Below are 25960 nucleotides of genomic sequence, written 5' to 3' on the forward strand. Positions count from 1 at the left end.
TGGGCGGTCTGAAAATCACCCGTTACGCCGCTCTCCGCACCCACCCCCTCCACCGCCCCCTCCCGCAGCGCGTCCCTCTCGCCTGGGTCGGGTGGGGAGGTGGGGGTGGGTGCTGTGGGTGGGTGGGTGGTGGGGGGTGGTTGCTGTCGGCGGGGTGGTGCGGGTGGGGGGACAACTGGGGGTTGTGGGTGGGGGTGGGGGGTTGTTGGACCGGGTGGGGGTGGGCGGGGTGGGGTGGGGGTCTGCCGAGTTGATGGGAGTGCGGGGATGAAGGCGCTGGTGGCGACGGGTGAGGTGGGGGAGTTGGTGCGGTTCGCGGAGGTGGCGCAGCCGCAGCCGGGGCCGGGGGAGGTGCTGGTGAAGGTGGAGGCGTTCTCGGTGAACCGGGGGGAGACCTTCCAGCTGGAGGCGCCGCAGCCGGGGTGGCGGCCGGGGAAGGACGTCGCGGGGCTGGTGGTGCAGGCTGCTGCCGACGGGGTGGGGCCCGCGGTGTGCCGGCGGGTGGTCGCCCATCCTCCGGCGGGTGGGTGGGCCGAGTACGTGTGCGTGCCGGTCGGGTCGGTGGCCGAGTTGCCGGACGGTCTGGACGCGGTGCGGGCGGCGGCGCTGCCGTTGGCGGGGCTGACCGCGCTGCGGTTGCTGCGGGCGGTGGGGGCGGTGGCCGGGCGGCGGGTGCTGATGACCGGGGCTTCCGGTGGGGTCGGGCACTACTTCACCGAGTTGGCCGCCGCGGCCGGGGCCGAGCTGACCGTGGTCACCGCCTCGCCGGAGCGCGGTCGTCGGCTGGTCGAGCTGGGGGCGGCCGAGGTGGTGCACGACCTCGGGGAGGCGCGCGGGCCGTACGACGTGGTGCTGGAGTCGACGGGGGGTGCGAACCTGCCGGTGGCGCTGGCCCGGTTGGCGCGGCGGGGCACCCTGGTCTGGTTCGGGCAGGCCTCGCGGACGCCGGTGACGCTGGACTTCTTCGACTTCTTCAAGGGCCCCGAGTCGGCCACCCTGCGGCACTTCCACTACGCCGACTCCGACGTCCCGTACGGCACGGACCTGGCCACCCTGGTGCGCCTGGCGGCGGCCGGCCGGCTGACCCCGGAGATCGGCCGGACCGCCCCCTGGGCCGACACCGCGGCCACCCTCACCGACCTGCGCGACCGCCGGATCCGCGGCAAGGCCGTCCTGACCCTCGTCTGAACCCTGAACGGAGACAACCCATCGTGTCCTTCTTCGACACCCCCGGTCTGCTGCCCGCGTACGTGGCGGACGCCCGCCCGCGCGCCCACGGGGCCGGTCTCGACCTGTACGAGTACGACCGGGTGACCGCCGGACTGGCCTCGCTGGAGGAGTGGCCGGACGCGTTCGGCGGCACCGGCCGCCGGTACGCCGCCGAAGCCGAGCGGGCCGCGGCCGAGGGGCGGACGGTGACCGCCGGCACCGCCTACCGCCGCGCCGCCCGCTGGTTCCACGCCGCCGGGCTGATGCCGCACCCCGACCGGGCCGCCGCCGCGCGGCTCGCCGACGAGGCCGACGAGGCGATGCGGCGGTCGTTGGCGCTGCTGGAGCCGGACGCCCGGCGGGTCGAGGGCGAGGGCTTCGCGGGCTGGCTGCGCCGGCCGGCGGCGGTGCGGGGCGGGGCCCCGGTGGTGCTGGTGGTGCCGGGTATGGACTCCTCGAAGGAGGAGTTCCACACGCTGGCCGGGGCCCTGCTGGAGCGGGGGGTCGCCGTGCTGGCGATGGACGGGCCGGGGCAGGGCGTGCTGGCGGCCACCAGTGCGCCGGAGCCGGACTACCACCGGGTGGTGGGGCGGGCCCTGGACGCGCTGGCGGACCACGACGGCCTGGACCTCGACCGTACGGCGGTGATCGGCCTCAGCCTGGGCGGCTACTACGCGGCGCGGGCCGCCGCCCACGAGCCCCGGCTGCGCGCGGCCGCGACGGTCAGCGGACCGTACCGGCTGGACTGGGCGGAGCTGCCCCCGTTCGTCACCGACACGCTGGTCCAGCGCTGCGGGAGCCCGGAGGCGGCCCGCGCCTTCGCCGACCGGCTGGACCTGACCGCGCTCGCCCCGACGATCACCCTCCCGCTGCTGGTGGTCGAGGGCGGCGAGGACCGCATCCCGGGCGTCACCAACGCCACCGTCCTCGCCGAGCACGCCCCGAACGCCGAACTGCTGCTCGTCCCGCACGGCAACCACCTGCTCGGCACCGCCCTGCCCGACTGGCTCCCGGCCACCGCCGACTGGCTCGCCACCCAGCTGGCCTGACAACCCGCCGACCGGGCGGGCGAGTTCGGGAAACGCGAGAGGCCCCGGAGAGTGAACTCTCCGGGGCCTCCACTGGCTGTGGCCAGGGCCGGGGTCGAACCGGCGACCTTCCGCTTTTCAGGCGGACGCTCGTACCAACTGAGCTACCTGGCCGTACTGCACCGTCTCTTGCGAGACGAGCGATCCCGACGGGACTTGAACCCGCGACCTCCACCTTGACAGGGTGGCGAGCTAACCAACTGCTCCACGGGACCTTGTGGTGGCGAACCACCAAGGTCTTGCGGCACTGCACTTTACTACGGTACTGCGTGCCCCCAACGGGATTCGAACCCGTGCTACCGCCTTGAAAGGGCGGCGTCCTGGGCCACTAGACGATGAGGGCTTGTGGTCCGTTCGGCTGTTTCCAGCGTTCCGGGGACGTCGAGAAGCATATGGGATGCGGGGCGGATCGCCAAAACGGGTTTGGGCCGGGTGGGGGTGGGGCCGCCGGAGGGGCCTCCGGCGGTGGGTCAGGACCAGCCGAGTTCGTCCAGTTCGTGGTCGTCGAAGCCGAAGTGGTGGGCGACCTCGTGGATGACGGTGGTGCGGACCTCCTCGACCACCTGCTCGCGGGTCCCGCAGTGACGCAGGGTGGGGCCGCGGTAGATCAGGATGCGGTCGGGCAGGACGCCGGCGTACCACTCGCCGCGCTCGGTGAGCGGGGTGCCCTCGTAGAGGCCGAGGAGCTCCGGGTCGCCCGGGTCGGGTTCGTCCTCGACGAAGACCGCGACGTTGTCCATCATCGCCGCGAGCTTCGGGGGGATCTGGTCGAGGGCGTCACTGACCAGCGTCTCGAACTCTTCCCGGGTCATCTCCACCGGATCATTGTCGGGTCTGGGGTGACGGTGTGCCAGGCGGCGGGCAGCGGTGTTTGATGGGCCTGTGACGACCTCGGAGGACGCGTTGGACGACACCGCGACGGCGACGCCGACGCCCCAGCGCCCGTCGGTGCTGCGCGGGCAGGGGCCGGCCGTGGCGGTGGTCGCGGTGGGCGGGGCGATCGGGGCGCTGGCGCGGTACGCGGCCGGGCTGGGCTGGGAGACCGGGCCGTCGGCCTTCCCGTGGACGACGCTGCTGGTCAACGTGGTGGGCTGCGCGGTGATCGGGGTGTTCCTGGTGGTGGTCACCGAGGGGCGTCCGGCGCACCCGCTGCTGCGGCCGTTCTTCGGCACCGGGGTGCTGGGCGGGTTCACCACCTTCTCGACGTACGCGGTGGACGTCCGCCGGCTGCTGGAGGCCGGGCGGCCCGGGCCGGGGCTGGCGTACCTGGGGCTGACCCTGGCGGGCGCGCTCGGTGCGGTGTGGGCGGCCGCGGTGCTGACCCGGCGCGTGATCCACCGCGGCGGTGCCCGGTGAGCCGGCTGGGCGGGCCGGCGCTGCGGCTGACCGCGCTGGTCGGGGAGAGCGACACCTGGCACCACCGGCCGCTGTACAGCGAGATCGTGCACCGGGCGCGGGCGGCCGGGCTGGCCGGGGCGAGCGTGTTCCGGGGGATCGAGGGCTTCGGGGCCTCCTCGCTGGTGCACACGGCGCGGCTGCTGTCGCTGAGCGGGGACCTGCCGGTGGCGGTGGTGATCGTGGACGAGGAGGACCGGGTGCGGGCGTTCCTGCCGCAGCTGGAGGAACTGGTCGCGGAGGGGCTGGTGGTGCTGGACCGCTGCGAGGTGGTCCGGTACGCGGGGCGGGCCGCGGGCGCGGCGGAGGCGGGCCCGGGGGCGGGCGCGGGGGAGTCGGCGGAGTGAACTGGCTGCTGGTGGTGGCGGGCGCGGTGGTCGGCGCCCCGCTGCGGTACCTGACCGACCGGGCGGTGCAGTCCCGGCACGACTCGGTGTTCCCGTGGGGCACCTTCACGGTGAACGTGTTCGGCTGCCTGGTGCTCGGCCTGCTGACCGGGGCGGTGGCGGCCGGCGCGGCCTCCTCGCACGTCCAACTGCTGGTCGGCACCGGCTTCTGCGGGGCGCTGACCACCTACTCGACCTTCTCGTACGAGACGCTGCGGCTGGCCGAGTCCGGTGCGGGGCGGTACGCGGTGGCGAACGTGGCGGGGAGCCTGGCGGCGGGGCTGGGCGCGGTGTACGCGGGGGCGGAGCTGGCCTCGGCGCTCTGGGGCTGAGCGGGCCCCCGGACGGGCTCCCGAGGGGGCGGCCGCCGAGAACCGCGCCACCCACCCGTGTCCCGGCGCGCCCGGCGCGCGTTGGGCACCGAAAGCGGCCGCGCGGCAGTGGGCGGCCCGGGTGGGGCGATGGAGAGGGAGCTCGGTGGCTTCGGTGCGGGCGGCGCGTTCGGGCGCGGTGGTACGGGCGGCGGCGGTGCTGGCGGTGGCCGGGCTGGGGCTGACCGGGTGCATGTCGGTCGGTCCGGCGGCGGAGGAGAAGCACGGCGTGGCGCCGGTCGGCCAGGCCGGTCCGGCGGGTCGGCCGGGGGCGACGGGCGGCCCCTCGGCCCCGGCCGGCGGCGGGCACCCGGGGGGTGCGTCGGGGCGCTCGGAGCGCCAGGGGGGCTTGCAGGCCGAGAACGCGCCGGCCGGGGTGACGAGCGCCACGCCGGGTGAGCTCGCGCCCGGCGCGAACGGTGTGGTGGCCGGGGTGGTCCCGGTCCCGGGGGCGGGCGCTCCCGAGGGCGCGCCGGGCGGCAGCGGTGCGTCGGGCGGCGCGAACACCAGCCCCGCGCCCCACCCGGGCGGTGCCTCGACCGGCGGCTCGGCGGGCACCGGCGGGACCGCCGGCACCGGGGAGGGCCGCTCCGGCGGCGGTTCGGCCGGCACCCCGTCGGCGACCCCGAGCAGCCACCCGTCCGGCACCCCGGAGCCGGAGCACACCACGCCGGCCGCGACCGTCCCGCCGGGCCCGCAGCCCTCGACCGGCAGCTCCGGATCTTCGGCCCCGAGCCCCGGTGCGGGTGCGCATTAGCGGCCTGGCCAGGGCATTTGCCTCCGATCCCGAGGTTCCTCTATGGTGGTAGATCGTTCGTTTGATTCATTTGATTGGCGCCCTATTCCCATCTGGCGCCCTTGGCGCGTTCCGGCGATCCGTGGCTGACCGCATAGAGGCGGTTGTGAAACAGAACCCCGGACTTTGGCGCGTGCCACTTCCGGAAGGTTTTGCATGTCTCTCGTTGACGACGCCCGCTTCGCCATGCCCGCGAATGAGGCTGCCGCCGATGTCACCGACACCACCGATGTCACCGACACCACCGACACCACCGATCTGACCGCCGAGGCCGCGGAGCTCGCCGCCGAGGTCACCGACGCCGCCGAGACCGTCGAGGACGCGGCCGAGGACACCGAGCCCGCCGAGCCGACCATCACCTTCGGCGACCTGGGCCTGCACGACGACGTCGTCCGTGCCCTCGCCAAGCGCGGCGTCACCACCCCGTTCCCGATCCAGGCCGCGACCATCCCGGACGCCCTGGCCGGCAAGGACGTGCTGGGCCGCGGCCGTACCGGCTCCGGCAAGACCCTCAGCTTCGGCCTGCCGCTGCTGACCCGCCTCGCCGACGGCGAGCGCACCCGCGCCAAGCACCCGCGCGGCCTGATCCTGGTCCCGACCCGCGAGCTGGCCATGCAGGTCGCCGACGCCCTGGAGCCCTTCGGCTCGGTGCTCGGCCTCAAGCTCAAGGTCGTCTGCGGCGGCACCTCGATGTCGAACCAGATCTACGCGCTGGAGCGCGGCGTCGACATCCTGGTCGCCACCCCGGGCCGCCTGCGCGACCTGCTGAACCGCGGCTCGGCCAAGCTGGCCGACGTCCAGACCGTCGTGCTCGACGAGGCCGACCAGATGGCCGACATGGGCTTCCTGCCCGAGGTCACCGAGATCCTCGACCAGGTGCCGGCCGGCGGCCAGCGCCTGCTGTTCTCCGCCACCCTGGAGAACGAGATCGACACCCTGGTGAAGCGCTACCTGAAGAACCCGGTCACCCACGAGGTCGACCCGTCGGCCGGCGCCGTCACCACCATGACCCACCACATCCTCGTGGTGAAGCCCAAGGACAAGGCGCCGATCACCAACGCGATCGCCGCCCGCAAGGGCCGCACCATCATCTTCGTCCGCACCCAGATGGGCGCCGACCGCGTCGCCGAGCAGCTGATCGAGGCCGGCGTCAAGGCCGACGCGCTGCACGGCGGCATGACCCAGGGCGCCCGCACCCGCGTCCTCGGCGACTTCAAGGACGGCTACGTCAACGTCGTCGTCGCCACCGACGTCGCCGCCCGCGGCATCCACGTCGACGGCATCGACCTGGTCCTCAACGTGGACCCGGCCGGCGACCACAAGGACTACCTGCACCGCTCGGGCCGCACCGCGCGCGCCGGCCGCTCCGGCGCCGTCGTCACCCTGGTGCTGCCGCACCAGCGCCGCGGCGTCTTCCGCCTGATGGAGGACGCGGGCGTCGACGCCAGCCGCCACATCCTGGACCACGCCTTCGACGCCGAGGTCGCCAAGATCACCGGCGCCCGTTCGCTGACCGAGGTCCAGGCCGAGAGCGCCGCCAACATCGCCGGTGCCGCCGAGCGCGAGCTCGCCGACATGACCCGCCAGCTGGAGCGCGCGCAGCGTCGCGCCACCGAGCTGCGCGAGGAGGCCGACCGCCTGTCCGCCCGTGCGGCGCGCGAGCGGGCCGACCTGGGCATCGTGGACGAGGCCCCGGCCGAGGCCGGCGAGGAGGCCGCTCCGGCCGCCGCCGAGGCTCCGGCCGCCGCCGCGCCGCAGGCCGAGGAGCGCACCCCGGCGTACCGCGAGGCGCGCAGCGAGCGTCCGGCCTTCAGCCGTGACCGTGACGACCGTGGTGGCCGTTCCGGTGGCTTCGGTGACCGCGAGCGTTCCGGTGGCTTCAACCGTGACCGTGACGACCGCGGCGGCCGCTCCGGTGGCTTCGGCGACCGTCCGGCCCGCTCCTTCGGCGACCGCCCGTCCTTCGGCCGGGACCGCGACGAGCGCGGCGGCAGCAACAGCCGTCCGTTCGCGCGCCGTGACGACCACCGCGCCGGTGGCCGTCCGCAGGCCGACCGCGGTGGCTTCAACCGTGACGACCGTGGTGGCCGTTCCGGTGGCTTCGGCGACCGCGAGCGCTCGGGCGGCTTCAACGGCGGCGGCTTCAACCGCGACGACCGCAAGCCGCGCTGGAAGAACTGACCTCGGACGAGGTCCTGCGGCCCGGTCGGTGATCGACCGCCGGCCGGCTGACTGAACCACACACGAAGGGCCCGCTCCGTCCCCCGGAGCGGGCCCTTCGTGTTCCCCCGGTATCCCCCGATACCCCCCACACCTCGCTACTGCTCGCCCCCCGAGGTGTTGTTCTGGAAGTGAGAATAACCTGTGGCGCGCGCTGGGGGTAGTCCCGTAGCGTCACGGACATGAGCAGCAGACTGCACGAAGTGGCACGGGTGAACGAGGAGATCGCCGCACGGGGGAGCTACCGGACGGCCGGGGGCGAACTCGTGCAGGTGGGGGAGCAGTTGGCGGCGGCCCGGGCCGGCACGGTGTCGTACTCCCCGGAGGGGCTGGCGGCACTGCTGGCGGCCGGGGAGCGGGGCCCCGCGGGCGGGCCGGTCGAGGTCACGGCCGAGGGCAGCGTCGAGGCGGCCCGGCGGCTGGTCGCGGCCGGGGCCGGGCCGGTCGGGGTGCTGAACTTCGCCTCCGCGCGCAACCCCGGCGGCGGGTACCTGCGCGGCGCCCGCGCCCAGGAGGAGGACCTGTGCCGCAGCGCGCTGCTGTACAGCTGCCTGCTGGAGGCGCCGGACTACTACGAGGCGCACCGGGCCTCGACGGACCTGCGGTACAGCCACCGGGTCGTCGTCTCGCCCGGCGTGCCGGTGGTCCGGGACGGCGGCGGCGGTCTGCTGGCCCGGCCCTACCCGGTCACCTTCCTGACCTCGCCCGCCCCCAACGCCGGTCAGCTGGAACGGCGTTCGGCCGGTGCGGACGTGCGGGGCGTGCTCGCCGAGCGGGCCGTCCGGGTGCTCGCGGCGGCGGCCCGGCACGAGGTCCGCGCCCTGGTGCTCGGCGCCTGGGGCTGCGGGGTGTTCCGCAACGACCCGGCCCAGGTCGCCGAGGCCTTCGAGGGCGCGCTGGCCCGGTACGGGGGCGCGTTCGAGCGGGTGGTGTTCGCGGTCTGGGACCGTTCGCCGGTCTCGGCCAACCGGGCGGCCTTCGAGGCGCGGTTCGGCCCGGCGGTCGTCCCGTCCTGAACCGGCCCGCGGCTCAGCGCCCGCGCGCGGTGCGGCTCAGCGCTTGCGCGCGGAGAGCAGCGTCGCCGCCGTCGAGGCCGCCGCGACCACCCCGGTGACGGCGAACACGGACGGCCAGGCGCCGATCCGCTTCGCCAGCGGGTGCGAACCGCCGAAGGCCGCCACGTACAGGCCGGTGAGCGCCGCCGCGGTCGCCGTGCCCGAGCTGCGGCGCCACTGCGCGGCCGCGCCGGCGCCGGCCGCCGCCAGCACCACGCCGCCCAGCTCGCGCCGGCCGCTCCAGCGGGCCACGCCGTAACCGCCGACCAGGCCGCCCGCCGCGGTCAGTGCGGCGGGCGCGGCGGATGCGAGCGCGTTCGGGACCTTCGCCATCGTCGACTCCACTCGTGGGGCTCGTAGGGCTCGTAGGGGACGTGCGTCGGGGACGTGCGTCGGTTTCCGACCCTAACCCGGTGAACGGAGCGGCCCGCCGGGGGCCCGGGGGCCGGGCGGCTCAGCCGAAGGCCGCGGCCGGGGAGGCCCCCAGCACCGTGCGGGCCAGCCGTCGTGCCGCCTCCGCCGGGTCGAGCACCCGCTCCAGCCGGAGGTCGCCCGGGACCTCCTGGAGGAAGCGCCCGGCCGACCAGCTGCGCTCGTACGGCAGCGGCTCCAGCACCAGGGTGCGTACGCCGTCCAGCAGCGGGACGTCGCTGGGCGTGCCCTCGTTCCAGAGCCAGGAGCCGTCCGGGGCGACCAGGTTGAAGGCGCCGGTGGCGGTGGGCCGGCGGCCGTCCAGGACCGCCGTCCGGGCCAGCGCCACCACCTCGGGGTCCTGCGGGACGCCGGGCAGGTGGCCGCCGCCGATCAGCACGTCGGCGAGCAGGGTGTGCAGCTGGAAGGTGTCGCTCAGGCCGCTCATCCGCAGCAGGTAGCCGGTGCCGGTGGGGCGGTCGAGGACCAGCAGCGGTTCGTCGTCGAGCACCAGCGCCAGGTGGGTGAGGCCCCTGACGTCGTGGCGCTCGCCGCCGTACCGGTCGAACAGCTCCAGCAGCACCTCGGTGACGCCCGAGGCGCGGGCCTCGGTCCGGACGGACGGGTGCGCGTACACCGCCCAGGCGGCCTGCTGCCACAGGTGCAGCGTCCACCAGGCGACCACGGCCAGGTGGGCGTGCCAGGGGTCGAGGTGCTCCGGGTCCTCGATCCGGGCGTGGGCCTCGGCCGGATCGTCGGCCTCCTGGTCCGGCAGCGGCCCGCCGCCGGACCGCGCCCAGTGCTCGACCAGCCGCTGGGCACCGGTCAGCGCCCCGCGCAGACCGGCCAGCACCGGGCCCGCGCAGGCCACCGGATCGGCACCGGACTCCACGCAGGCGCCCACCACCATCGCCAGGTGCGCCCGGGGGAACGGCGGCGCGTCCGGCAGCAGGGCGGCCAGCCGGGGGCCGGCCGCCCGCCGCTCGGCCGGGTCGGCCGGGCCGAACAGCGCGCCGACCAGGCCCAGGGCCGGGCCGAAGCCCTCGTCGTCGCCGGCCGCGACCACCGCCTCCAGTCCGGCCACCGCCGCCAGGAGGGTGGGCTGCTGACGGGTCGGCGGAACGCTCCGGGTGGACATCCGCCGCAGCATAAGCGGATCACGCCGGGCTGTCAGCCGCGGGTGCGAGACTGCGGCCATGACGGACAGCGCCCCTGACAGCACGGCCGACCGGGCGGTCACCGACGGCCGCTACCGGATCCGCAACGTCGGCAGCGGCCTGCTGCTGGAGGTCGCCGAGGCCTCCCGGCGCAGCGGCGCCCGGATCCGCCTCGGCCCGGCCGACGGCACCGACGCCCAGCTCTGGCTGCTCACCGCCGTCCACCCGGGCGGCGCGCTCTTCCACATCGAGAACGCCGGCAGCGGCAAGCGCCTGGACGTCACCGGTGCCTCCCCGGACGACGGCGTCCCGATCCAGCAGTGGTCGGCCAACGCCTTCGGCGCCCAGGAGTGGCTGCTGGAGGCCCATGTGGACGCACCGGGCACCTACACCGTCACCAGCTTCGTCAGCGGCAAGCCGCTGACCGCCACGGAGGCCGGCGTCCAGCAGTGGGAGGACGCCGACGCCCCGACCCAGTGGTGGCGGTTCGAACGCCAGGACTGACCCCGGGCCGGGGGTCCTGAGCCTGGGCTGCCCTCAGGCCGAGAGGTTGGCCCGGAGGGCGGCGAGCTCGGCCTCGGTGGTGCCGTGGGCGGCGAGGTAGGCCGGGACGGTGCCGTGGTGGGTGCGGATCCAGGCGAGGGAGGAGGCGAGGAGGGCGGCGTCGACCGGGCGGGAGACCCGCTCGGTGCCGGTCTCGTCGACGTACGGGGTGGGGCCGTCCTCCAGGCCCAGGCCGGCGTTGGAGCGCAGGAAGTCGGCGGTGATGTCGGCGTCCGAGGCGCCCAGCAGGGACTGCAGGACGGCGACGGTGAGGCCGGTGCGGTCCTTGCCGACGGCGCAGTGCACGATCACCGGGACGGCCTCCGGGGCGGCCAGCCGGCGGATCACGGCGGCGAGCGAGGGGCCGGCGGTCCCGGGCATGAAGGTGTAGAGCGCGGCCTGGTCCTCGGGCCACGGCCGGGCGAGGTCGCCGCGGTCGGCGGGCAGCGTCGGCAGGTTGAGGGACTCGTGGTCGAGGCCGTGCCGCTGGTCCGGCCAGACCTCCAGCTCGAACGGGCTGCGCAGGTCGATCACCGTCCGCAGGCCGAGCTCCTTGAGCTTCCGGGCGCCCTCCTCGGTGAGCGTGTGGAGGGAGCCGGAGCGGTAGAGGACGCCCCGGCGCAGCGCGCCGATCCCGCCCGCGTCACGGAAGTTGCGCACACCGGGGATGTCGATGAAGGCAGCGGTCATGGCCCCCACGGTACGGGCGCGGACGGAGCGGGGGGAAGGAAACCGGAGAGGACCGTTCGCCGAATCCCCGCCCCCGGGCCGGGGCCGTCAGCGCCCGCCGGAGACCTCCAGGAACGCCCCCGTGGTGTACGAGGCGGCCGGGGAGAGCAGGAACAGGATCGCCTCGGCGACCTCCTCCGGCTCCCCGCCGCGCCGCATCGGCAGGCCCGGGGCGACCCGGTCGACCCGGCCCGGTTCGCCGCCGAGCGCGTGGATGCCGGTGTGGATCAGGCCCGGGCGCACGCAGTTGACCCGGATGCCCTCGGCCGCGACCTCCAGCGCCAGGCCGCGGGTCATCGAGTCCACCGCGCCCTTGGCCGCCGCGTAGTCGACGTACTCGTTCGGCGAGCCGATCCGGGAGGCGGCCGAGCCGACGTTGACGATCGCGCCGCCGCGCCCGCCGTGCCGGGTGGACATCCGGCGGACGGCCTGGGCCGCGCACAGGAACGGGCCGGTGATGTTCGCCGTCCAGATCCGGTTCAGCCGCTCCTCGTCGATGTCCTCCAGCCGGCACTGCCGCTCCAGTGTGCCCGCGTTGTTCACCAGCGCGGTGAGCGGGCCGAGTTCGGCGTCCACGGTGGCGAACAGCCGCTCCACCTCGGCGCTGCGGCCGACGTCCGCCCGGACGGCGATCGCGGTGCCGCCGTCGGCCCGGACGGCGTCCACCACGGCGGCGGCCGAGGCCTCGTCCGCCCGGTAGTTGACGCACACCCGGTAGCCGCGGCGGGCGGCCAGCAGGGCGGTGGCGGCGCCGATGCCGCGGCCGGCGCCGGTGACGAGCAGGACTCCGTCGGTGCTGGTGGTCGACATGGGCCGTACGCTACCCGGCCGGCCACCCCCGCGCGGCGGCCGCCCGCAGCGCGGCGACCTTGGGGGCGCGGCTCCTCGGCGAGTCGAGGCCGAACCCGCGGGCGTCGCCCAACTCGTCCCGGACGTACGCCTCGGTGCGGGCCACCGCGGCGCGCAGCGCGTCGTCCGGCGGGACGAAGGACTGGTGGACGATCTCGGCCCGCTCGGTGTCGTACTCCCACAGGCCGACGATCCGGCCGCGGTCCAGCACCAGGTGGGTCTGCGGGTCGGCCTCGCCGCCGAAGGTGCGCCCGGCCCGGCCGGCGGGCAGCGGGCGGGCGGCGTCGGCGGGGTCGAGCAGCCGGGACAGGTCGCGGTGCAGCAGGTGGATGCCGTCGATGCCGGCCAGCAGGGTGTAGTGCGGCTCGGCCGGCCGCTCGAACCCGGCGAACTCCTCGGCGAGTTCGGGCGGCAGCAGCAGTTCGGAGCCGGGGGCGAGCGGCACCGGGCCGGCCTCGGCGACGGCCCGGCGGGCGGTGGCCGCGGAGAAGCCGGAGAACCAGCGGAAGTGCCCGAGGGTGGCCGGCCCGGCCCAGGAGAAGTAGCGGCGGGCGAGGTCCACGGCGTCCCCCGCGACCGGCTGGTCCCAGCCGACGTAGCCGTAACGCTGTTGGTCCAGGCGGCCGTTGACGGGCACCCGGCGGATCCGGCCGCGCGACTGCAGCAGTCCGAGGGCGAGCGGCAGGGTGGTGGCCAGGCCGCGTTTGCGGCCCGCCTCGCCGAGCGGCCGGACGGCGTCGCCGACCGCCTCCCGGATCGTGGTCGGGTCCAGCGGCCCGCCGTCGGAGAGCGCCCGCTCGATGGCGAGGCAGAGCTGCTCCACCTCGTCCCGGCCGACCCCCAGGTGCTTCGCCGCGGCCGCCAGTTCGCCCTCCGGGGCGGCCGCGCCGACCGCCAGCCCGAGCGTGAAGTCGGCGGCCGGCAGCAGGTACGTACAGCCGCGGGCGGACGGCAGCTCGTGCACCGCCAGGTCGGCCACCGCCGCGTCCACGGCCGCCCGGCCCAGCCCGGCCCGGGCGAACAGGCCCAGGTACGGGGCCGCGCCGCCGACCGAGCGGGCCCAGCCGGTCGCGGCCAGCACCTCGGCGGCGGACGCCCCGGGGTGCGGGCGGTCCAGCCACTGCCGGTGCGACCACCAGGCCCGCAGCTTCTCGACGCCGACGGCTTCCGGGCGGGGATCGTGCTCCATGGGGCCAGTATCGGCGGCCGGGCGGGCCCCGGACCGGAAATCGCTCGCCCGGCGCGGCCCGTTCCGGAGAGGATGCGGTACCCGGCAGAACCGGTGATCGAGAGGAGGACGCATGACCGACACACCCGGCACCGTGCTGCTCTCCGGCATCGTCGGCTCCACCGCCTACGGCTTCGCCCACGCCGGCTCCGACGTCGACCGGCTGGGGCTGTTCGCCGTCCCCACCGAGGAGTTGCACGGCCTGCACCGCCCGGCCGAGTCGCACGTCACCACCGGGCCGGACGTCACCCTGCACGAGGCCGCCAAGTGGTGCCGCCTGGCGCTGTCCTGCAACCCGACCGCCTCCGAACTCGTCTGGCTGCCCGAGGACCTGTACGAGAGCGCCACCCCGCTCGGCCGGGAGCTGGTCGGGATCCGGTCGTCCTTCCTCAGTGCCCCCGCCGTCCGCCGGGCCTATCTCGGGTACGCGGACCAGCAGTTCCGCAAGCTGCTGACCCGTGACACCACCGACCCGGCCACCCGTCGGCGGGCCGCCAAGCACGCCCGGCACCTCGTCCGGCTGGTCGAGCAGGCCGTCCGGCTGCACCGCACCGGCCGGAACCTGATCCGGCTGCCCGACCCCGAGCGCGTCCGCGAGCTCGGCGAACGCATCGCCGACCGCCCCGCCACCGCCGAACAGCTGCTCGCCGAGGCCGCGGACCGGCTCGCCGGCCCCGGCGTCCTGCCCGGGGCCCCCGACCCCCGCCCCGCCGAGGCCTGGCTGCGCCGCGTCCGCGCCGCCCACTACGCGCCGCCCCGGGACGCGCCCCCGGCACCCGGCGCGCCCACCCAATCCACTGGCGGAGCCCTGGGGCCCACCGGGTAGGATCACCGTGGCCCTCTCCACCCGGGACTCCCCGGGGCGCGGGGCCGCGGGCCACTAGCTCAATTGGCAGAGCTGCGGACTTTTAATCCGTAGGTTCAGGGTTCGAGCCCCTGGTGGCCCACCGTTCGGACCCGGGGAGGATGCCATCCGACCTGGGTCTTCTTCATTCCCCCGGCGCGATCGCCGCAATTCCTGACCGTGTGCAGCCAGCGGTGCGACCGCGCTGCGGCGGTGTTGCGACCGTGCCGCGGCCGCGACTGCGGGCCGATGAAAAACGGACGTTGACGCGACATCAGTTCAAAGGTCGCGCATTCGGATGTGAACATGCCGGGAAAACACCCTCGCGGCGCGACCCGAACCGGTGTGCGGTGTTCCGTGACGCGAGGCCAATCAGCTGATGTGAATGGGAAGTTCGGCGACCCTCGCCGGCGGTCGGCGAATACCGTCCGCACCCGTCCGGGAGGGGCGCGAAGGAGTGCGGAGGGGGCGCCCGAGCAGCCGGAACGGACGTTCGGGCGGGTCGGCGCAGAGAGCGTGGACGGCCGGTTGTCGAGCCCCCGGATCTTGTGACGTTGGTCACGCCGGAGCGCGCGAATCGGAGGGGGGAGTTCGGCCGGATCCGCGGGGTGGTGTACGTACGGTGACCGGGGAGGGGTGGGGAATCCGGGGGTCGGGGCGCCCGCCCCGGAGGTGCGGAGGGGTCCTCAGCACGGCTGATGCCGACGGGGCGGAATCGACGGGGCGAGCGACGGGCCGGGTGGAATTGCGGTGGGTAGTCGTGGCGATATCCGGAACCCGTCCCTCTATTTTTTCTCGATTGCGGTGAATCGGGCGATATAGCAGGGATGTGTGCTTCGAGTGGCATGCTGGTGCGGGGGAAGGACGCGCCGGAGTGAGGGTCTAGGAATTGGCGTCGCGTCGGTTAATATGCCAATCAGTGGTCATCATCGAAAATGACCGACGGCCGGGGTCGGCGGACTCGGCATCCTCTTGCGGCGGTGATTGAACCGACTTAGGGCAACGAGCCGTTCAGTCGCCGCGTAATCGACACCTGGCAGCTCACGGGGGGGACATGCTGGAAATCGCTTTTCTCGGGCCGACGGTAATTCGGTTGAATGGTGAATCAATCTTGCCCAGTGCGGGGAAGCCGCGTCAGCTGTTGACGCTGCTCGCCCTGCGGGCCGATCGTGCCGTCCAGGTCCCGACGCTCATGGCCGAGATCTGGGACGAGTCCATCCCGCGCAGCGCCGCCACGACGCTGCAGACGTACATCCTCCAGCTGCGCCGCAGGATCGCCCAGGCGCTCGGGGAGGGCGAGGAGCGGGCGGCCGGGAGTGCCAAGGACGTGCTGGCCACCCGCTTCGGCAGCTACCAGCTCACCTGTCCGGTCGAGAGCAGCGACCTCAGGGAGTTCGACCGGCTGGCGGCCCGGGGCCGCGACGCAATGGAGCGGAGCGATCCGCGGACGGCGTCGGCCGAACTGGCCTCGGCGCTCGTGCTGTGGCGCGGACCGGCCTTCGCGGACGTGACGGTCGGGCGCTCGCTCGAAATGGAGACGCTGCGGCTGGAGGAGGCGTTCCTCCAGGTCCAGGCGCTGCGGATCGAGGCGGACCTCCAGCTCGGACGGCACTCCGAGCTGATCGGCGAGCTCCGGATGCTCACCGCGCAGCACCCCATGGACGAGGGCTTCTGCGCCCAGTTCATGACCGCGCTCTACCGCTCGGGCGGGGCCTGGCGGGCCCTGGAGGCCTACCAGCGGCTGCGCCGGACGCTGGACGCCGAACTCGGCGTCGAGCCGTCACCGCGGCTCCAGCGGCTGCACCTCGCGGTGCTGCGCAACGAGCCGCTGCGGGACGCGCCCGGCGTGGGCGCGGTGCCGATGCGCCGCGCGGGCTAGCCGACCGCGGCGCAGCGGCGGCAGGGCGGGACACGGCGGGGCGGGACACGGCGGGGCAGGACACGGCAGGGCGGATCGGCGTCGGGTAGCGGCCGATCCGCGGGCCGGGCCCGCACGGGGCCGCGAAGCCGACGTCGGAGAAACGGGAGCCCGGGACGGCCGAACGGCCGGCCCGGGTTCCGGCCGTTCGCCCCGAACGGCCGGCTGCGGCGGAAATGCGTCAATCCTTTCGGGTAGGTCGGACCGGACCAAAGGCTAGTACCCACTCCTCCATCGGACTGCGAGGCTATTCCGGGCGCCGCCGAAAAGGGCGGGCCGAGGTGTGAATGGTGGAGGAGCGGATATGACTGACGGCTCGATTTCCGTTGCGATTGCGTACCACAGTGGTTACGGGCACACCCAGCGGCTGGCCGAGGCGGTCCGGGAGGGTGCGGCGGGTGTGTCGGGCGTGACGGCGGAATTGATTTCGCTGGAGGAACTCGGCGACGAGGCGTGGCAGAAGCTGGACGCGGCCGACGCGATCATCTTCGGCTCGCCGACCTACATGGGCTCCGCCAGCGGGAAGTTCCACGCCTTCGCGCAGGAGAGCAGCGGTCGCTGGTACGCCCAGACCTGGAAGGACAAGATCGCCGCCGGCTTCACCACCTCCGGTGCGCTGAGCGGCGACAAGCTGCACACCCTCCAGTACTTCACGCTGCTCGCGGCCCAGCACGGCATGCACTGGGTCAACCTCGACCTGCTGCCCGGCAACGGCGACGACGAGCTGAACCGGATCGGCGGCTGGCTCGGTGTGATGGCGCGCTGCCCGGGTGACGCGGGGCCGGAGGAGCTGCCGAAGTCCGACCTGCTGACCGGTGCCCACCTCGGGCAGCGCGTCGCCGAGCACGCCGCGCTCCTGCGCCGGGCACGTACCGCCGGCTGATCCGGTCGCAGGCGCGTCGGCCGGACCCCCTGAGCCGGCCGGACGCGGTGGTGGCCCCGGGCAGTCGCGACTGCCCGGGGCCACTGGCCCGTCCGGAACGTCCCGCGCGGCGGTCAGTCGAGGAGCCCCCGCCGGAGGACGGCGAGCTGCTCGTCGACCATGCGCCGGGAGACGGCCGAGTCGATGCCGATCGAGGCGTGGAACGTTCCGGGGTAGTGGACGAGTTGGGTCGTCACCCCGGCCCGGATCAGCCGGAGCGCGAAGTCGAGGCCCTCGTCCCGCAGCGGGTCGTACTCGCACACGCCGACGAAGGCGGGCGGCAGGCCGGCCAGTTCCTCGGCGCGGGCCGGTGCGGCGTAGCCGGAGGCGGGGGCGCCGCCCAGGTAGTGCCGCCAGCTGAGCTCCAGGTTGGGCCGGTCCAGCATCGGGGTGTCGGTGAAGGCCCGGGCGGACACCGTCTCCAGCCGGTCGTCGAGCTGGGGGAACAGCAGGTAGAGGAAGCGCAGGGCCGGGCCCCCGCGGTCGCGGGCGAGCAGGGCGGCGGCGGTGGCCAGCGCGCCGCCCGCGCTGTACCCGGCGGTGCCGATCCGGTCGGGGTCGACACCGAGCGCGGGCGCCTCGGCGGCCAGCCACTCCAGCGCCGCGTAGCAGTCGTCCAGGGCGGCCGGGTACGGGTGTTCGGGGGAGAGCCGGTAGTCGGGGGAGACCACCAGCGCGCCGACCCGGTCGGCGATCCGGGTGGCGGCGATCTCGGGGGTGTCGAGGTCCCCGGTGACGAAGCCGCCCCAGTGCGGGAAGAGCAGGGCGGGCAGCGGGCCGGGCCGGTCGAGCGGCCGGTAGGTCCGGACGGTCAGCTCGGGGCCGCCGGGCACCGGGACGCGGCGGTCGGCCACCTCGACGGGGCGCTCGGGCCGGTAGGCGGTCTGGGCGGCCATGATCGCGCGCATGGTGGTCCGCGCGGCCCCGGGGCGGCGGTAGTCGGGCGGCCGCAGGCGCGGGACGAGCGGGGCGAGTTCGGGGTCGAAGGCGTAGCTCACGCGGTGCCCCCGGTCGTACGGGACCAGGTGAGCACCCGGCGCTCGGACGGGCCGCCGGCCGCTCCGGCCGAGCCGGCGAGGGTGAGCACGTCACCGGTGAGGGTGAGGTCGCGCAGCTGCCGGCTGCCCACCATGTACGGGTGGGAGCTGACCGCGACGTCGTGGACCACCCGGGTGCCGGGGGCACCGTCGTCCTCGACGAGGTGCCAGCTGCCCGCGTACCCCATGAAACGGCCGGGGCCGGCCGGCGGGCCGTCGGTGCGCATCATGCTCACCGACACCCGGCCGTCGGCCGAGTAGATCAGCAGGCCGCGCGGTGCGGGGCCGAGCGGGCCCTCGCGGAACCCGCCGTCGTCCTCGGTGAGGTAGGAGTCCAGCTGCCACCCGCCGACCAGCAGCTCGGCGGTGGTCGGGCCGGTGGTGGGGCCGGTCGGGCCGGTGGTCGGGCTCACGCGGCACCGCCCGGGGAGCGGCGGCCGGAGACGGTGAAGCCGCCGACCCGCAGGGCGGTGCCCTGGCCCCACAGCCGGCTGCCCGGCAGGGCGGCGTCGTCCACGAAGCGCTGCGGGGCGGGGGTGTCGACGGCCGGGTCGAGGTAGTGGTCCGCCTCGGGGGTCAGCCGGACCAGGCCCGAGCCCGGGCGGCCCGCCCTCGCGGCGTCCAGGATGTTGAACATCCCCAGTCCGAAGGCGAGTTGGCGCGGCGCCACGAGCTGTTCGGTGCCGCCGTGGTCCAGCAGCATGTGCCGGCGGCCGGCCGGCAGCCGGTAGCCGATCCGGTCCACCCGGAACACCTCCCGGCCGTCCAGGTACCAGGTCGCCAGGCCGCGGGAGCGGTCGTAGGAGATCCGCAGCAGGTGGCTCTCGGACGGGCAGCGGCGGGCGACCGGCACCGCGTAGAGGAAGGCGGCGTAGTCGCCGAGCTGCGGGCGGTTGTGCGGCAGCCGCTCGTACCCGGCGTAGATCCCGCGGTCGGTGAGGAAGAAGTCGAAGGCGACGCCCGTCTCCAGGTCCTGGACGGGCATCGCCGGCGCGGCCAGCCGGAGGTCGTCGGCCGGGTCGAGGACGGCGGCGCCGAAGGGGTGGCCGGCCATGCCGTAGGAGGAGGCCGACAGGACGGCCTCGCCGGAGAGTTCGGTGTCCGGCTCGGCGTCGAAGCCCAGCACGCCGGAGGCGGCCTGGTGGTTCGGGTAGGCCAGCCACTTGACGTGGTCCATGCTCCCGGGGAAGCCGCTCGGGTCGTTCGGGCCGACGGTCATGGCGAAGGCGGGCTCGCCCGTCCCCGGGTTGGTGGCGCCGGAGACGACCGTCAGGCCCCGGCGGTCGGTGGTGGCGACGCCGTCGCGGCCGATCGTGGGGCCGAACGGCAGGAACGCCCAGCGGGCGCCGGGCCCGTCGGTCGAGAAGCCGTTCGCGAAGTCGTCCCGCCAGAGCACCCGGCGGCGCGCGGCCGACCCGGCGGCGTCGGGCTCCGCCGTGCCGCCGGCCGGATCGGACGCTCCGCCGACCGGGTCGGCCGCGGCGGTGCCGACCAGGCCGGTGGCGGCCAGGGCGGTGCCCGCGAGGGCGGTGGTGGTCAGGACGGTCGTGGAGCGCAGGACCTGCCGCCGGCTGACGGTCATGGGGTGTCCTCCTGTGAGGGGTCGGGCCGGTGAAGGGCCGGCCGGTGAGAGGCCGGGGAGTCAGAGCGCGATGACCTGCCGGGAGAAGGCGACCGACGCGGACTCCACCTGGAGGCCCTGGTGGCCGGCCAGGGAGTTGACGTCCCGCCAGAAGCGCTGCAGTGGGCTGCGCACGGACTGGCCGGTGGTGCCGATGGTGCGGAACAGCCGGTTGACGACGCCCACCATCGACTCGGTCGCCATCGCGCAGTCCCGCCAGTTCCGCATGGTCAGCAGCGGGCTCAGCGCGCCGGCCGCGTCCGCGGTGCGGGCGGCGCGTTCGAGCAGCAGCTCGGCCGCGTCGATCTCGGTGGCGCTGCGGGTCAGCGTGACGTCGTAGGAGGCCCGGTTGAAGGCGGGCATCCCGGCGTGCGCCTGCCGCGGCCCGGCCGCCGCCGCCCTGATCTTGGGCGTCACGGAGCCGGTCCACGCGGCCAGCGCGCCCTTGGCGGCGCCCAGGGCCGGGGTGGCGAACATCATCGTGGTGGCCTGCATCGGCACCGCGTGGCAGGGCGCGTCCGAGTCCGCGGCGCGGCCGGTGAAGAGGTCCTCGCGGCTCATCGACCGGGCGTCCGGGACGAGGACGTCCTCGACCGTCACGCTGTTGCTGCCGGTCGCGGCCATGCCGACGCTCTGCCAGGTGTCCTCGGTCCGCCACGCGTCGCGCGGCACCGCGAGGACCCGGGCCTGCGGCTGCCCGCCGTCCTCGGCCGGCACCATGGCGGCCAGCAGCGCCCAGTCGGCGTAGTCGATCGCGCTGACGAACGGCCAGGTGCCGTCCAGCCGGTAGCCGCCGGGCACCCGGCGGGCCGTGCCGAGCGGCGTCAGGGAGGCGACCAGCAGGGCGTCCGGGCCGTCCGCCCAGACCTCCCGGCAGCCGGCGGCGGGCAGGTGCGCGGCCATCCGCGACACGTGGGCGGAGAGCGACGCGCACCAGGCCGTCGCCGTGCAGCCCTCGCCCACCGCGCTCACCGCGCGGTTCAGGTCGAGGAAGGTGCCCTCGTCGCCGCCGCAGGCCTTGGGCACGAAGTGCCGGGCGAAGCCCGCCGCGACCAGCGCTCCGGCCACCTCGGGGTCGAGTCGGCGGGCGGCCTCGGCCCGGTCGGCGCGCTGCGCCGCCAGTGCGCCCGTCTCGCGGGCGGCCGACACGAGTTCGGACGTCAGGTCCATGGTGGTTGCTCCAGGGTCGGGACCGGCCGCAGCCGGTCGGGCGGGCGGCTCCCGGAACGCTCTCCGCCCGGGTTCGAGGACCGCTTGAGCCCGGCTGGAGCGTCCGGCCGCCGCCCGGATCCCCTCGATCGGGGTTCGAGCGGCAATCGAGGCAGCGCCCGGAGGCTGTACGTCGTGCCCAGCCCGCCGTCGGCCGGACGGCCCGGGCGGCGCGCGTGACGAATCGGGTTCGAACGGGGCGGAGTCGGATGACAGACCAGTTCAAGGACGTGATGGCCCGGTTCCCGACCGGGGTCACGATCGCCACCACCACGGACCGGGACGGGACCCCGCACGGCCTCACCATCAGCTCGTTCTGCTCGGTGTCGCTGGAGCCGCCGCTGGTGCTCGCCTGCGTGGCCAAGTCGGCCACCTGCCACCCGGTGTTCGCGCGGACGGGCCGCTTCGCGATCAGCATCCTGCACCAGGACCAGTCCGACCTGGCGCTGCGCTTCGCCGACCGCACCGCCCGCAAGTTCGGCGGCGGCGGCTTCCTGCGCACCGACCGCGGCAACGTCGTGGTCGCGGACGCCCTCGCCACCCTGGAGTGCACCGTGCACAGCCGGCACGACGGCGGCGACCACACCATCCTGGTCGGCGAGGTGGTCGGCCAGACGCTCGCCGCCGAGGGCGCGCCGGTGGTCTACGTCGACCGCAGGTTCGCCGCGCTGGCCCCGACGTCCTGAGACCGGAGGCAGCTGCCATGGCGGACACCGCCCGACCGATCACCGCCGACGACGCGACCCTGCGCCGGCACCTGGCGGACGCCGACGTACCGGCGCTGCTGATGACCGTCGCGCACCTCACCGGCGACCTCTCCCTGCTGCGCGACGACCTGCGCGCACCCGGCTGGCTGTTCGCCCCCCAGGGCGGACTGAGCCCCGAACGCGCGGCCGAGGCCCGGGAGAGCGCCCTGGCGGCCCTCGCCCGGCTGCGGGACGGCGACGGCGCGGCGGGCGCCGTGCCCGCCCCGCCCGGCCCGCCCGCCCCGCCCGGCCCCGAGCTGCTGCGGGCGATCACCTCCTGGGCGATGGAGCGCGACACCGGGGACCTGGTGCCGCTGCTCGCCGAGGAACTCGTGCTGCCCGGCCACGGGCCCGACCCCAAGGCACCCCGCTGGACGGCGGACGGGCTGCGCCCCGGCACCGACTTCCGGGTGGTCGTGGTCGGCGCCGGGTTCAGCGGCCTGCTCGCCGGCCACCGGCTGGCGCAGGCCGGGATCCCGTACGTGATCTACGAGAAGAACGCCGACCTCGGCGGCACCTGGTTCGAGAACACCTACCCGGGCTGCCGCACTGACGTGGCCAGCCACCTCTACAACTACTCGTTCGCGCCCAGGCACGACTGGCCGGACCACTTCTGCCGCCAGGACACCGTGCTGGAGTACCTGCGGGACTTCGCGAAGACCTCCGGGGTCGCCGAGCACATCCGCTTCGGCACCGAGGTGACCGAACTGCGCTGGGCGGACGAGGAGTCGCGCTGGTACGTCACCGTCGCGGGGCCGGACGGCACCGCCGTCGAGCGCCACCACGCGGTGGTGAGCGCCGTCGGCCAGCTGAACCGGCCGCGGCTGCCCGACCTGCCCGGGCGGGAGTCGTTCGCCGGGCCGGCCTTCCACTCGGCCGCCTGGGACCACTCGGTGGACCTGGCCGGCAAGCGGGTGGCGGTGGTCGGCACCGGGGCCAGCGCCTACCAGCTCGTGCCGGAACTCGCCGGTACCGCCGCCGAGGTGCTGGTGTTCCAGCGCAACGCCCCCTGGATGCGCCCCACCCCGCACTACCGGGAGCCGATGCCCGCCGGGGCGTCCTGGCTCTTCGAGCACCTGCCGTACTACGCCCAGTGGTACCGGTTCTGGCTGTTCGCGCCGGGGCTGCACGGCATCCTGGAGGGCTGGATCGTCGACCACGACCACCCGCCCACCGAACGGGCCGTGTCCGCCCGCAACGAGCAGCTCCGGGCGGCGCTGCTGGCCTCGATGGAGGCCCAGCTGGCCGACGCGCCCGAGCTGCGCGAGCTGGTCGTCCCGAACTACCCGGTGGGCGCCAAGCGGGTGCTCCGCGACGACGGGCGCTGGCTGGCCGCGCTGCGGCGGGACGACGTCCGGCTGGTGACGGCGCCGCTGGAGCGGGTCACCGCGGGCGGACTCGTCGCGGGCGGGGAGCGGTTGGACGTCGACGTCATCGTGTACGCCACCGGCTTCGAGGCCTCCGACTTCCTGGCGCCGATGCGGATCACCGGCCGCGGCGGGCTGGACCTGCGGGAGGCCTGGCGGGGCGGAGCGCGGGCCTACCTCGGCATCACCGTGCCGGAGTTCCCCAACCTGTTCTGCCTGTACGGGCCGAACACCAACCTGGTCGGCCAGGGCGGGAGCATCGTCTACTTCTCCGAGTGCGCCGTCGGGTACGTGCTCGACGCGATCCGGCTGCTGCTGGCGAGCGGGCGCGACGCCCTCACCGTCCGGGCCGACGTCCACGACGGGTACAACGCGTGGGTCGACGGCGCGAACGCCGAGCGCTCCTGGGGCTGGACCGGGGTGGCCGGTTGGTACAACGAGGGCGGCCGCTCCGCCGTCAACTGGCCCTTCTCGGCCCAGGAGTACTGGGCGCGCACCCGGGCGGTCGACCCGGCCGACTACGAGCCGCGGTGACCGCCGCACCCGGTCCGACCGTACCCGGTCCGACCGCACCGGGCCCCGCCGAACCACCACCCACCGCGAGGGAAGGGAACGCCATGCAGGACACCCCGGAGCGGCGGCTCGCCGCCGCCCGCTCGATCGCCCGGCAGGCCGGCGAGCTGGCCGAGGAGACGGACCGGGCCCGCCGGATCGGCCCCGACGCCGTGAAGGCGATCGCCGAGGCCGGCTTCATGCGGCACTTCACGCCGGTGCGGTTCGGCGGCCGGGCCGGCGGCTTCGGCGAACTCCTGGACACCGTGCCGGTGATCGGCGCGGCCTGCCCGGCGACGGCCTGGTGCGCCTCGCTGTTCGCCGGCTCCCCGCGCTTCCTGTCGTTCTTCCCGGAGGAGGGGCAGGCGCAGGTCTGGGCCGACGGGCCGGACGCGGCGGTGATCGCCTCCGTCATCCCGTTCGGCGAGGCCGTCCCGGAGGGCGACGGCCTGCGGGTGACCGGTCGCTGGCCCTACATGAGCGGCATCGACCACGCGGACTGGGTCATCGTCTGCGCGAAGGTGCCGGCGGCCGACGGCGGACAGCGGCTGCTGCTGACCGTGGTGCCGCGCTCGCAGTGCCGCGTCGAGGACACCTGGTCGAGCGTCGGCATGCGGGGCACCGGGAGCAACACCGCCGTGCTGGAGGACGTGTTCGTGCCGGCGGCCCGGATCGCCGACCGGGCCGCCGCCTTCGCCGGCCGCCCCGCCGACCCGGCGGCGGTGCCCCCGGTGGCCGGGCTGGCGCCGCTGCCCGCCGTGAACGGCCTCACCTTCGTGGCGCCCGCACTCGGCGCCGCCCGGGGCACCCTCGCCCTGGTGACCGAGGCGCTCGGCGGCCGCAGCCGGGCCGCCGCCGTACCCGGCATCCCCGGCGCGGCCGGCAACCAGGCCAGTTACGACATGCTGCTGGCCCGCTCCGCCGCCGAGATCGACGCGGCCGGGCTGCTGCTCGGCCGGGTCGCCGAACTCGCCGACGCGGACCGGGCCCCGACCCCGGCCGAGACCGCCCGCAACGTCCGGGACAGCGCCTTCGTCGTGGACACCCTCGTCACCGCCGTCAACCGGCTCTACCGCGCGGCCGGCACCAGCGGCCAGGTCGCCGACGGGCCGCTCCAGCGGCTGTGGCGGGACGTCAACGCCATCGCGACCCACCAGGCGCTCCAGTTCGAGCCCGCCGCCCGGCTGTTCGCGCAGACCCGCTGAACGCCGCCGGACCGCACACCCCCTGAACCACCGGACCACCCGGACCACCCGGACCACCGAGGAGCAGCCGTGACCACCACCCCCTCCCCCGAGCGCATCCTGCAGATCGGCCTGGGCTTCGAGTCGTCGAAGACCCTGTTGAGCGCCGTCGAGCTCGGGGTCTTCACCGAACTGGCCAAGGCCCCCGCCGACGGCGACACGCTGGGCGCCCGGCTGGGCCTGCACCCGCGCGGCACCCGGGACTTCCTGGACACCCTGGTGGCGCTGGGCCTCCTCCTGCGCGAGGACGGCGTCTACCGCAACACCCCGGACACCGACGCCTTCCTGGACCGCGCGAAGCCGGAGTACCTGCACCACGGCAGCCTGCTGGAGATGGCCAACGGCCGGCTGTTCGGCATCTGGAACAACCTGACCGACTCGCTGCGCACCGGCAAGCCGCACGACGAGTCGCGCGACAGCGAGCTGGACACCTACGACGCCCTCTACGCGGACCCGGTGCGGCTCAAGCAGTTCCTGGCGTCGATGACCGGCATCAGCCACGTCGCCAACACCCGGATCGCCACCCAGGTGAACTGGTCGGACTACCAGGTGCTCGCCGACATGGGCACCGCCCAGGGCGACCTCGCCGTCCAGGTGCTCAAGGCCAACCCGCACCTCACCGGCACCGGCTTCGACCTGCCGCAGTCCCGCCCGGTCTTCGAGGAGTACGCGGCGGAGCACGGGCTGGGCGACCGGCTGGCCTTCACCGGCGGGGACTTCTTCGCCGACCCCTTCCCGAAGGCCGACGTCATCACCTTCGGCCACATCCTGCACAACTGGGATCTGGAGAAGAAGAAGGTCCTGCTGCGGAAGGCGTGGGAAGCTCTTCCGGAGGGCGGCGCGGTGGTCGTCTACGACTCGCTGATCGACGACGACCGGTCGCAGAACGCGTTCGCCCTGCTGATGAGCCTGACCATGCTGGCGGTCACCGAGGGCGGCTTCGGCTACACCGCCGCCGAGTGCACCGCGTGGATGACCGAGGCCGGGTTCTCCCGGACCTGGACCGAGCACCTGGTCGGTCCGGACTCGATCGTCGTCGGAATCAAGTGACCGGGTCCTGGGG

At 75.0% G+C, this 25960-nt stretch carries 26 protein-coding genes and 4 tRNA genes; 17 read left to right on the top strand and 13 right to left on the bottom strand.

Going from position 1 to position 25960, the window contains the following annotated elements:
* The first annotated feature begins 267 nt into the window (after positions 1-267).
* The gene (locus tag ACFXOZ_RS31225; RefSeq protein ID WP_380593467.1) at positions 268-1188 is read left to right on the top strand and encodes a zinc-binding dehydrogenase; all 921 of its coding nucleotides are present in this window, start codon (positions 268-270) and stop codon (positions 1186-1188) included.
* A 23-nt stretch (positions 1189-1211) separates the two neighbouring features.
* Positions 1212-2258, top strand: coding sequence for an alpha/beta hydrolase family protein (locus tag ACFXOZ_RS31230; protein ID WP_380593468.1), 1047 nt, complete (start codon positions 1212-1214; stop codon positions 2256-2258).
* Between the two features lie 79 nt (positions 2259-2337).
* Here ACFXOZ_RS31230 and ACFXOZ_RS31235 read toward each other — a convergent pair.
* From ACFXOZ_RS31235 to ACFXOZ_RS31250, 4 genes are all read right to left on the bottom strand, one after another.
* Positions 2338-2411 (bottom strand) — tRNA-Phe (locus ACFXOZ_RS31235).
* 27 nt (positions 2412-2438) lie between these two features.
* Positions 2439-2512 (bottom strand) — tRNA-Asp (locus ACFXOZ_RS31240).
* Positions 2513-2567: 55 nt separating this feature from the next.
* Positions 2568-2640: transfer RNA gene (locus tag ACFXOZ_RS31245), tRNA-Glu, on the bottom strand.
* 127 nt (positions 2641-2767) lie between these two features.
* Positions 2768-3109 (bottom strand): metallopeptidase family protein, encoded by a 342-nt coding sequence (locus tag ACFXOZ_RS31250; protein WP_375895143.1) that lies wholly within the window; start codon positions 3107-3109, stop codon positions 2768-2770.
* A gap of 70 nt (positions 3110-3179) precedes the next feature.
* Here ACFXOZ_RS31250 and crcB (ACFXOZ_RS31255) point away from each other — a divergent pair, with 70 nt between their 5' ends.
* The 6 genes from crcB (ACFXOZ_RS31255) (at position 3180) to ACFXOZ_RS31280 (ending at position 8481) form a co-directional block, all read left to right on the top strand.
* On the top strand, positions 3180-3653 hold the full coding sequence (gene crcB, locus ACFXOZ_RS31255; RefSeq protein ID WP_380593469.1) for a fluoride efflux transporter CrcB: 474 nt from the start codon (positions 3180-3182) through the stop codon (positions 3651-3653).
* Positions 3650-4039, top strand: a complete 390-nt coding sequence (locus ACFXOZ_RS31260; RefSeq protein WP_375895148.1) for a DUF190 domain-containing protein — start codon at positions 3650-3652, stop codon at positions 4037-4039. The genes crcB (ACFXOZ_RS31255) and ACFXOZ_RS31260 overlap by 4 nt, the downstream gene beginning before the upstream one ends.
* On the top strand, positions 4036-4410 hold the full coding sequence (gene crcB, locus ACFXOZ_RS31265) for a fluoride efflux transporter CrcB (RefSeq protein WP_380409504.1): 375 nt from the start codon (positions 4036-4038) through the stop codon (positions 4408-4410). The genes ACFXOZ_RS31260 and crcB (ACFXOZ_RS31265) overlap by 4 nt, the downstream gene beginning before the upstream one ends.
* A 145-nt stretch (positions 4411-4555) precedes the next feature.
* Positions 4556-5206 carry a hypothetical protein gene (locus ACFXOZ_RS31270; RefSeq protein ID WP_375895153.1) on the top strand — a complete coding sequence of 217 codons (651 nt, stop codon included), beginning with the start codon at positions 4556-4558 and terminating at the stop codon, positions 5204-5206.
* A 195-nt stretch (positions 5207-5401) separates the two neighbouring features.
* On the top strand, positions 5402-7426 hold the full coding sequence (locus ACFXOZ_RS31275) for a DEAD/DEAH box helicase (protein WP_380593470.1): 2025 nt from the start codon (positions 5402-5404) through the stop codon (positions 7424-7426).
* A 221-nt stretch (positions 7427-7647) separates the two neighbouring features.
* A complete protein-coding gene (locus tag ACFXOZ_RS31280; RefSeq protein ID WP_380399862.1) occupies positions 7648-8481 on the top strand; it encodes a TIGR02452 family protein in 834 nt (277 codons plus the stop codon).
* A 36-nt stretch (positions 8482-8517) separates the two neighbouring features.
* Here the strand turns inward: ACFXOZ_RS31280 and ACFXOZ_RS31285 are convergent, their stop codons facing one another.
* Together ACFXOZ_RS31285 and ACFXOZ_RS31290 are read right to left on the bottom strand one after the other, a co-directional pair.
* Positions 8518-8853, bottom strand: coding sequence for a hypothetical protein (locus ACFXOZ_RS31285; RefSeq protein WP_380593471.1), 336 nt, complete (start codon positions 8851-8853; stop codon positions 8518-8520).
* Positions 8854-8974: 121 nt separating this feature from the next.
* Positions 8975-10069, bottom strand: coding sequence for a hypothetical protein (locus tag ACFXOZ_RS31290; protein WP_380593472.1), 1095 nt, complete (start codon positions 10067-10069; stop codon positions 8975-8977).
* A gap of 58 nt (positions 10070-10127) precedes the next feature.
* Between ACFXOZ_RS31290 and ACFXOZ_RS31295 the strand changes: the two genes are divergently transcribed.
* Entirely contained in the window at positions 10128-10592 is a 465-nt protein-coding gene (locus tag ACFXOZ_RS31295; protein WP_375895163.1) for an RICIN domain-containing protein, read from the top strand.
* Positions 10593-10625: 33 nt separating this feature from the next.
* Here ACFXOZ_RS31295 and ACFXOZ_RS31300 read toward each other — a convergent pair whose 3' ends face one another.
* From ACFXOZ_RS31300 to ACFXOZ_RS31310, 3 genes are all read right to left on the bottom strand, one after another.
* Positions 10626-11321: a tyrosine-protein phosphatase gene (locus ACFXOZ_RS31300; protein WP_380593473.1), complete on the bottom strand. Its 696-nt coding sequence runs from the start codon at positions 11319-11321 to the stop codon at positions 10626-10628.
* Between the two features lie 87 nt (positions 11322-11408).
* On the bottom strand, positions 11409-12170 hold the full coding sequence (locus tag ACFXOZ_RS31305) for an SDR family oxidoreductase (protein WP_380528781.1): 762 nt from the start codon (positions 12168-12170) through the stop codon (positions 11409-11411).
* 10 nt (positions 12171-12180) lie between these two features.
* A complete protein-coding gene (locus ACFXOZ_RS31310; RefSeq protein WP_375895171.1) occupies positions 12181-13398 on the bottom strand; it encodes a DNA glycosylase AlkZ-like family protein in 1218 nt (405 codons plus the stop codon).
* 112 nt (positions 13399-13510) lie between these two features.
* On the opposite strand from ACFXOZ_RS31310, the gene ACFXOZ_RS31315 reads away from it, so the two are divergent.
* From ACFXOZ_RS31315 to ACFXOZ_RS31330, 4 genes are all read left to right on the top strand, one after another.
* Complete coding sequence (locus tag ACFXOZ_RS31315) at positions 13511-14263, top strand: DNA polymerase beta superfamily protein (protein WP_380528783.1); 753 nt, start codon at positions 13511-13513, stop codon at positions 14261-14263.
* 48 nt (positions 14264-14311) lie between these two features.
* A tRNA-Lys gene (locus ACFXOZ_RS31320) sits at positions 14312-14384 on the top strand.
* A 1008-nt stretch (positions 14385-15392) separates the two neighbouring features.
* A complete protein-coding gene (locus tag ACFXOZ_RS31325; RefSeq protein ID WP_375895176.1) occupies positions 15393-16160 on the top strand; it encodes a BTAD domain-containing putative transcriptional regulator in 768 nt (255 codons plus the stop codon).
* A 343-nt stretch (positions 16161-16503) separates the two neighbouring features.
* The gene (locus ACFXOZ_RS31330) at positions 16504-17082 is read left to right on the top strand and encodes a flavodoxin family protein (RefSeq protein WP_375895178.1); all 579 of its coding nucleotides are present in this window, start codon (positions 16504-16506) and stop codon (positions 17080-17082) included.
* A gap of 113 nt (positions 17083-17195) precedes the next feature.
* Here ACFXOZ_RS31330 and ACFXOZ_RS31335 read toward each other — a convergent pair whose 3' ends face one another.
* Genes ACFXOZ_RS31335 through ACFXOZ_RS31350 form a run of 4 tightly spaced genes read right to left on the bottom strand, consistent with a single transcriptional unit; the run spans position 17196 to position 20949 of the window.
* Entirely contained in the window at positions 17196-18119 is a 924-nt protein-coding gene (locus ACFXOZ_RS31335; RefSeq protein WP_380593474.1) for an alpha/beta hydrolase, read from the bottom strand.
* Complete coding sequence (locus ACFXOZ_RS31340) at positions 18116-18571, bottom strand: lipocalin-like domain-containing protein (RefSeq protein WP_380593475.1); 456 nt, start codon at positions 18569-18571, stop codon at positions 18116-18118. The genes ACFXOZ_RS31335 and ACFXOZ_RS31340 overlap by 4 nt, the downstream gene beginning before the upstream one ends.
* Entirely contained in the window at positions 18568-19740 is a 1173-nt protein-coding gene (locus tag ACFXOZ_RS31345; protein WP_375895186.1) for a DUF6081 family protein, read from the bottom strand. The genes ACFXOZ_RS31340 and ACFXOZ_RS31345 overlap by 4 nt, the downstream gene beginning before the upstream one ends.
* Before the next feature lie 60 nt (positions 19741-19800).
* Complete coding sequence (locus ACFXOZ_RS31350) at positions 19801-20949, bottom strand: acyl-CoA dehydrogenase family protein (RefSeq protein WP_380593476.1); 1149 nt, start codon at positions 20947-20949, stop codon at positions 19801-19803.
* Positions 20950-21197: 248 nt separating this feature from the next.
* Here ACFXOZ_RS31350 and ACFXOZ_RS31355 point away from each other — a divergent pair, with 248 nt between their 5' ends.
* From ACFXOZ_RS31355 to ACFXOZ_RS31370, 4 genes are all read left to right on the top strand, one after another.
* Entirely contained in the window at positions 21198-21674 is a 477-nt protein-coding gene (locus tag ACFXOZ_RS31355; protein WP_375895191.1) for a flavin reductase family protein, read from the top strand.
* 17 nt (positions 21675-21691) lie between these two features.
* Positions 21692-23635, top strand: coding sequence for a flavin-containing monooxygenase (locus tag ACFXOZ_RS31360; RefSeq protein ID WP_380528792.1), 1944 nt, complete (start codon positions 21692-21694; stop codon positions 23633-23635).
* Positions 23636-23718: 83 nt separating this feature from the next.
* Entirely contained in the window at positions 23719-24858 is a 1140-nt protein-coding gene (locus ACFXOZ_RS31365; RefSeq protein WP_380528794.1) for a hydrolase, read from the top strand.
* Positions 24859-24927: 69 nt separating this feature from the next.
* The gene (locus ACFXOZ_RS31370; RefSeq protein WP_380399645.1) at positions 24928-25947 is read left to right on the top strand and encodes a methyltransferase; all 1020 of its coding nucleotides are present in this window, start codon (positions 24928-24930) and stop codon (positions 25945-25947) included.
* Positions 25948-25960: the final 13 nt, after the last annotated feature.

Origin of the sequence: Kitasatospora sp. NPDC059160 (assembly GCF_042755465.1) — a bacterium.
Taxonomy (GTDB): domain Bacteria; phylum Actinomycetota; class Actinomycetes; order Streptomycetales; family Streptomycetaceae; genus Kitasatospora.

Coding starts and splice junctions, on each gene's coding strand:
- ACFXOZ_RS31305 (WP_380528781.1), bottom strand. CDS start 12,170: ATGTCGACCACCAGCACCGACGGAGTCCTGCTCGTCACCGGCGCCGGC.
- ACFXOZ_RS31300 (WP_380593473.1), bottom strand. CDS start 11,321: ATGACCGCTGCCTTCATCGACATCCCCGGTGTGCGCAACTTCCGTGAC.
- ACFXOZ_RS31290 (WP_380593472.1), bottom strand. CDS start 10,069: ATGTCCACCCGGAGCGTTCCGCCGACCCGTCAGCAGCCCACCCTCCTG.
- ACFXOZ_RS31330 (WP_375895178.1), top strand. CDS start 16,504: ATGACTGACGGCTCGATTTCCGTTGCGATTGCGTACCACAGTGGTTAC.
- ACFXOZ_RS31360 (WP_380528792.1), top strand. CDS start 21,692: ATGGCGGACACCGCCCGACCGATCACCGCCGACGACGCGACCCTGCGC.
- ACFXOZ_RS31350 (WP_380593476.1), bottom strand. CDS start 20,949: ATGGACCTGACGTCCGAACTCGTGTCGGCCGCCCGCGAGACGGGCGCA.
- ACFXOZ_RS31345 (WP_375895186.1), bottom strand. CDS start 19,740: ATGACCGTCAGCCGGCGGCAGGTCCTGCGCTCCACGACCGTCCTGACC.
- ACFXOZ_RS31295 (WP_375895163.1), top strand. CDS start 10,128: ATGACGGACAGCGCCCCTGACAGCACGGCCGACCGGGCGGTCACCGAC.
- ACFXOZ_RS31315 (WP_380528783.1), top strand. CDS start 13,511: ATGACCGACACACCCGGCACCGTGCTGCTCTCCGGCATCGTCGGCTCC.
- ACFXOZ_RS31365 (WP_380528794.1), top strand. CDS start 23,719: ATGCAGGACACCCCGGAGCGGCGGCTCGCCGCCGCCCGCTCGATCGCC.
- ACFXOZ_RS31310 (WP_375895171.1), bottom strand. CDS start 13,398: ATGGAGCACGATCCCCGCCCGGAAGCCGTCGGCGTCGAGAAGCTGCGG.
- ACFXOZ_RS31250 (WP_375895143.1), bottom strand. CDS start 3,109: ATGACCCGGGAAGAGTTCGAGACGCTGGTCAGTGACGCCCTCGACCAG.
- ACFXOZ_RS31280 (WP_380399862.1), top strand. CDS start 7,648: ATGAGCAGCAGACTGCACGAAGTGGCACGGGTGAACGAGGAGATCGCC.
- ACFXOZ_RS31285 (WP_380593471.1), bottom strand. CDS start 8,853: ATGGCGAAGGTCCCGAACGCGCTCGCATCCGCCGCGCCCGCCGCACTG.
- ACFXOZ_RS31225 (WP_380593467.1), top strand. CDS start 268: ATGAAGGCGCTGGTGGCGACGGGTGAGGTGGGGGAGTTGGTGCGGTTC.
- ACFXOZ_RS31355 (WP_375895191.1), top strand. CDS start 21,198: ATGACAGACCAGTTCAAGGACGTGATGGCCCGGTTCCCGACCGGGGTC.
- ACFXOZ_RS31275 (WP_380593470.1), top strand. CDS start 5,402: ATGTCTCTCGTTGACGACGCCCGCTTCGCCATGCCCGCGAATGAGGCT.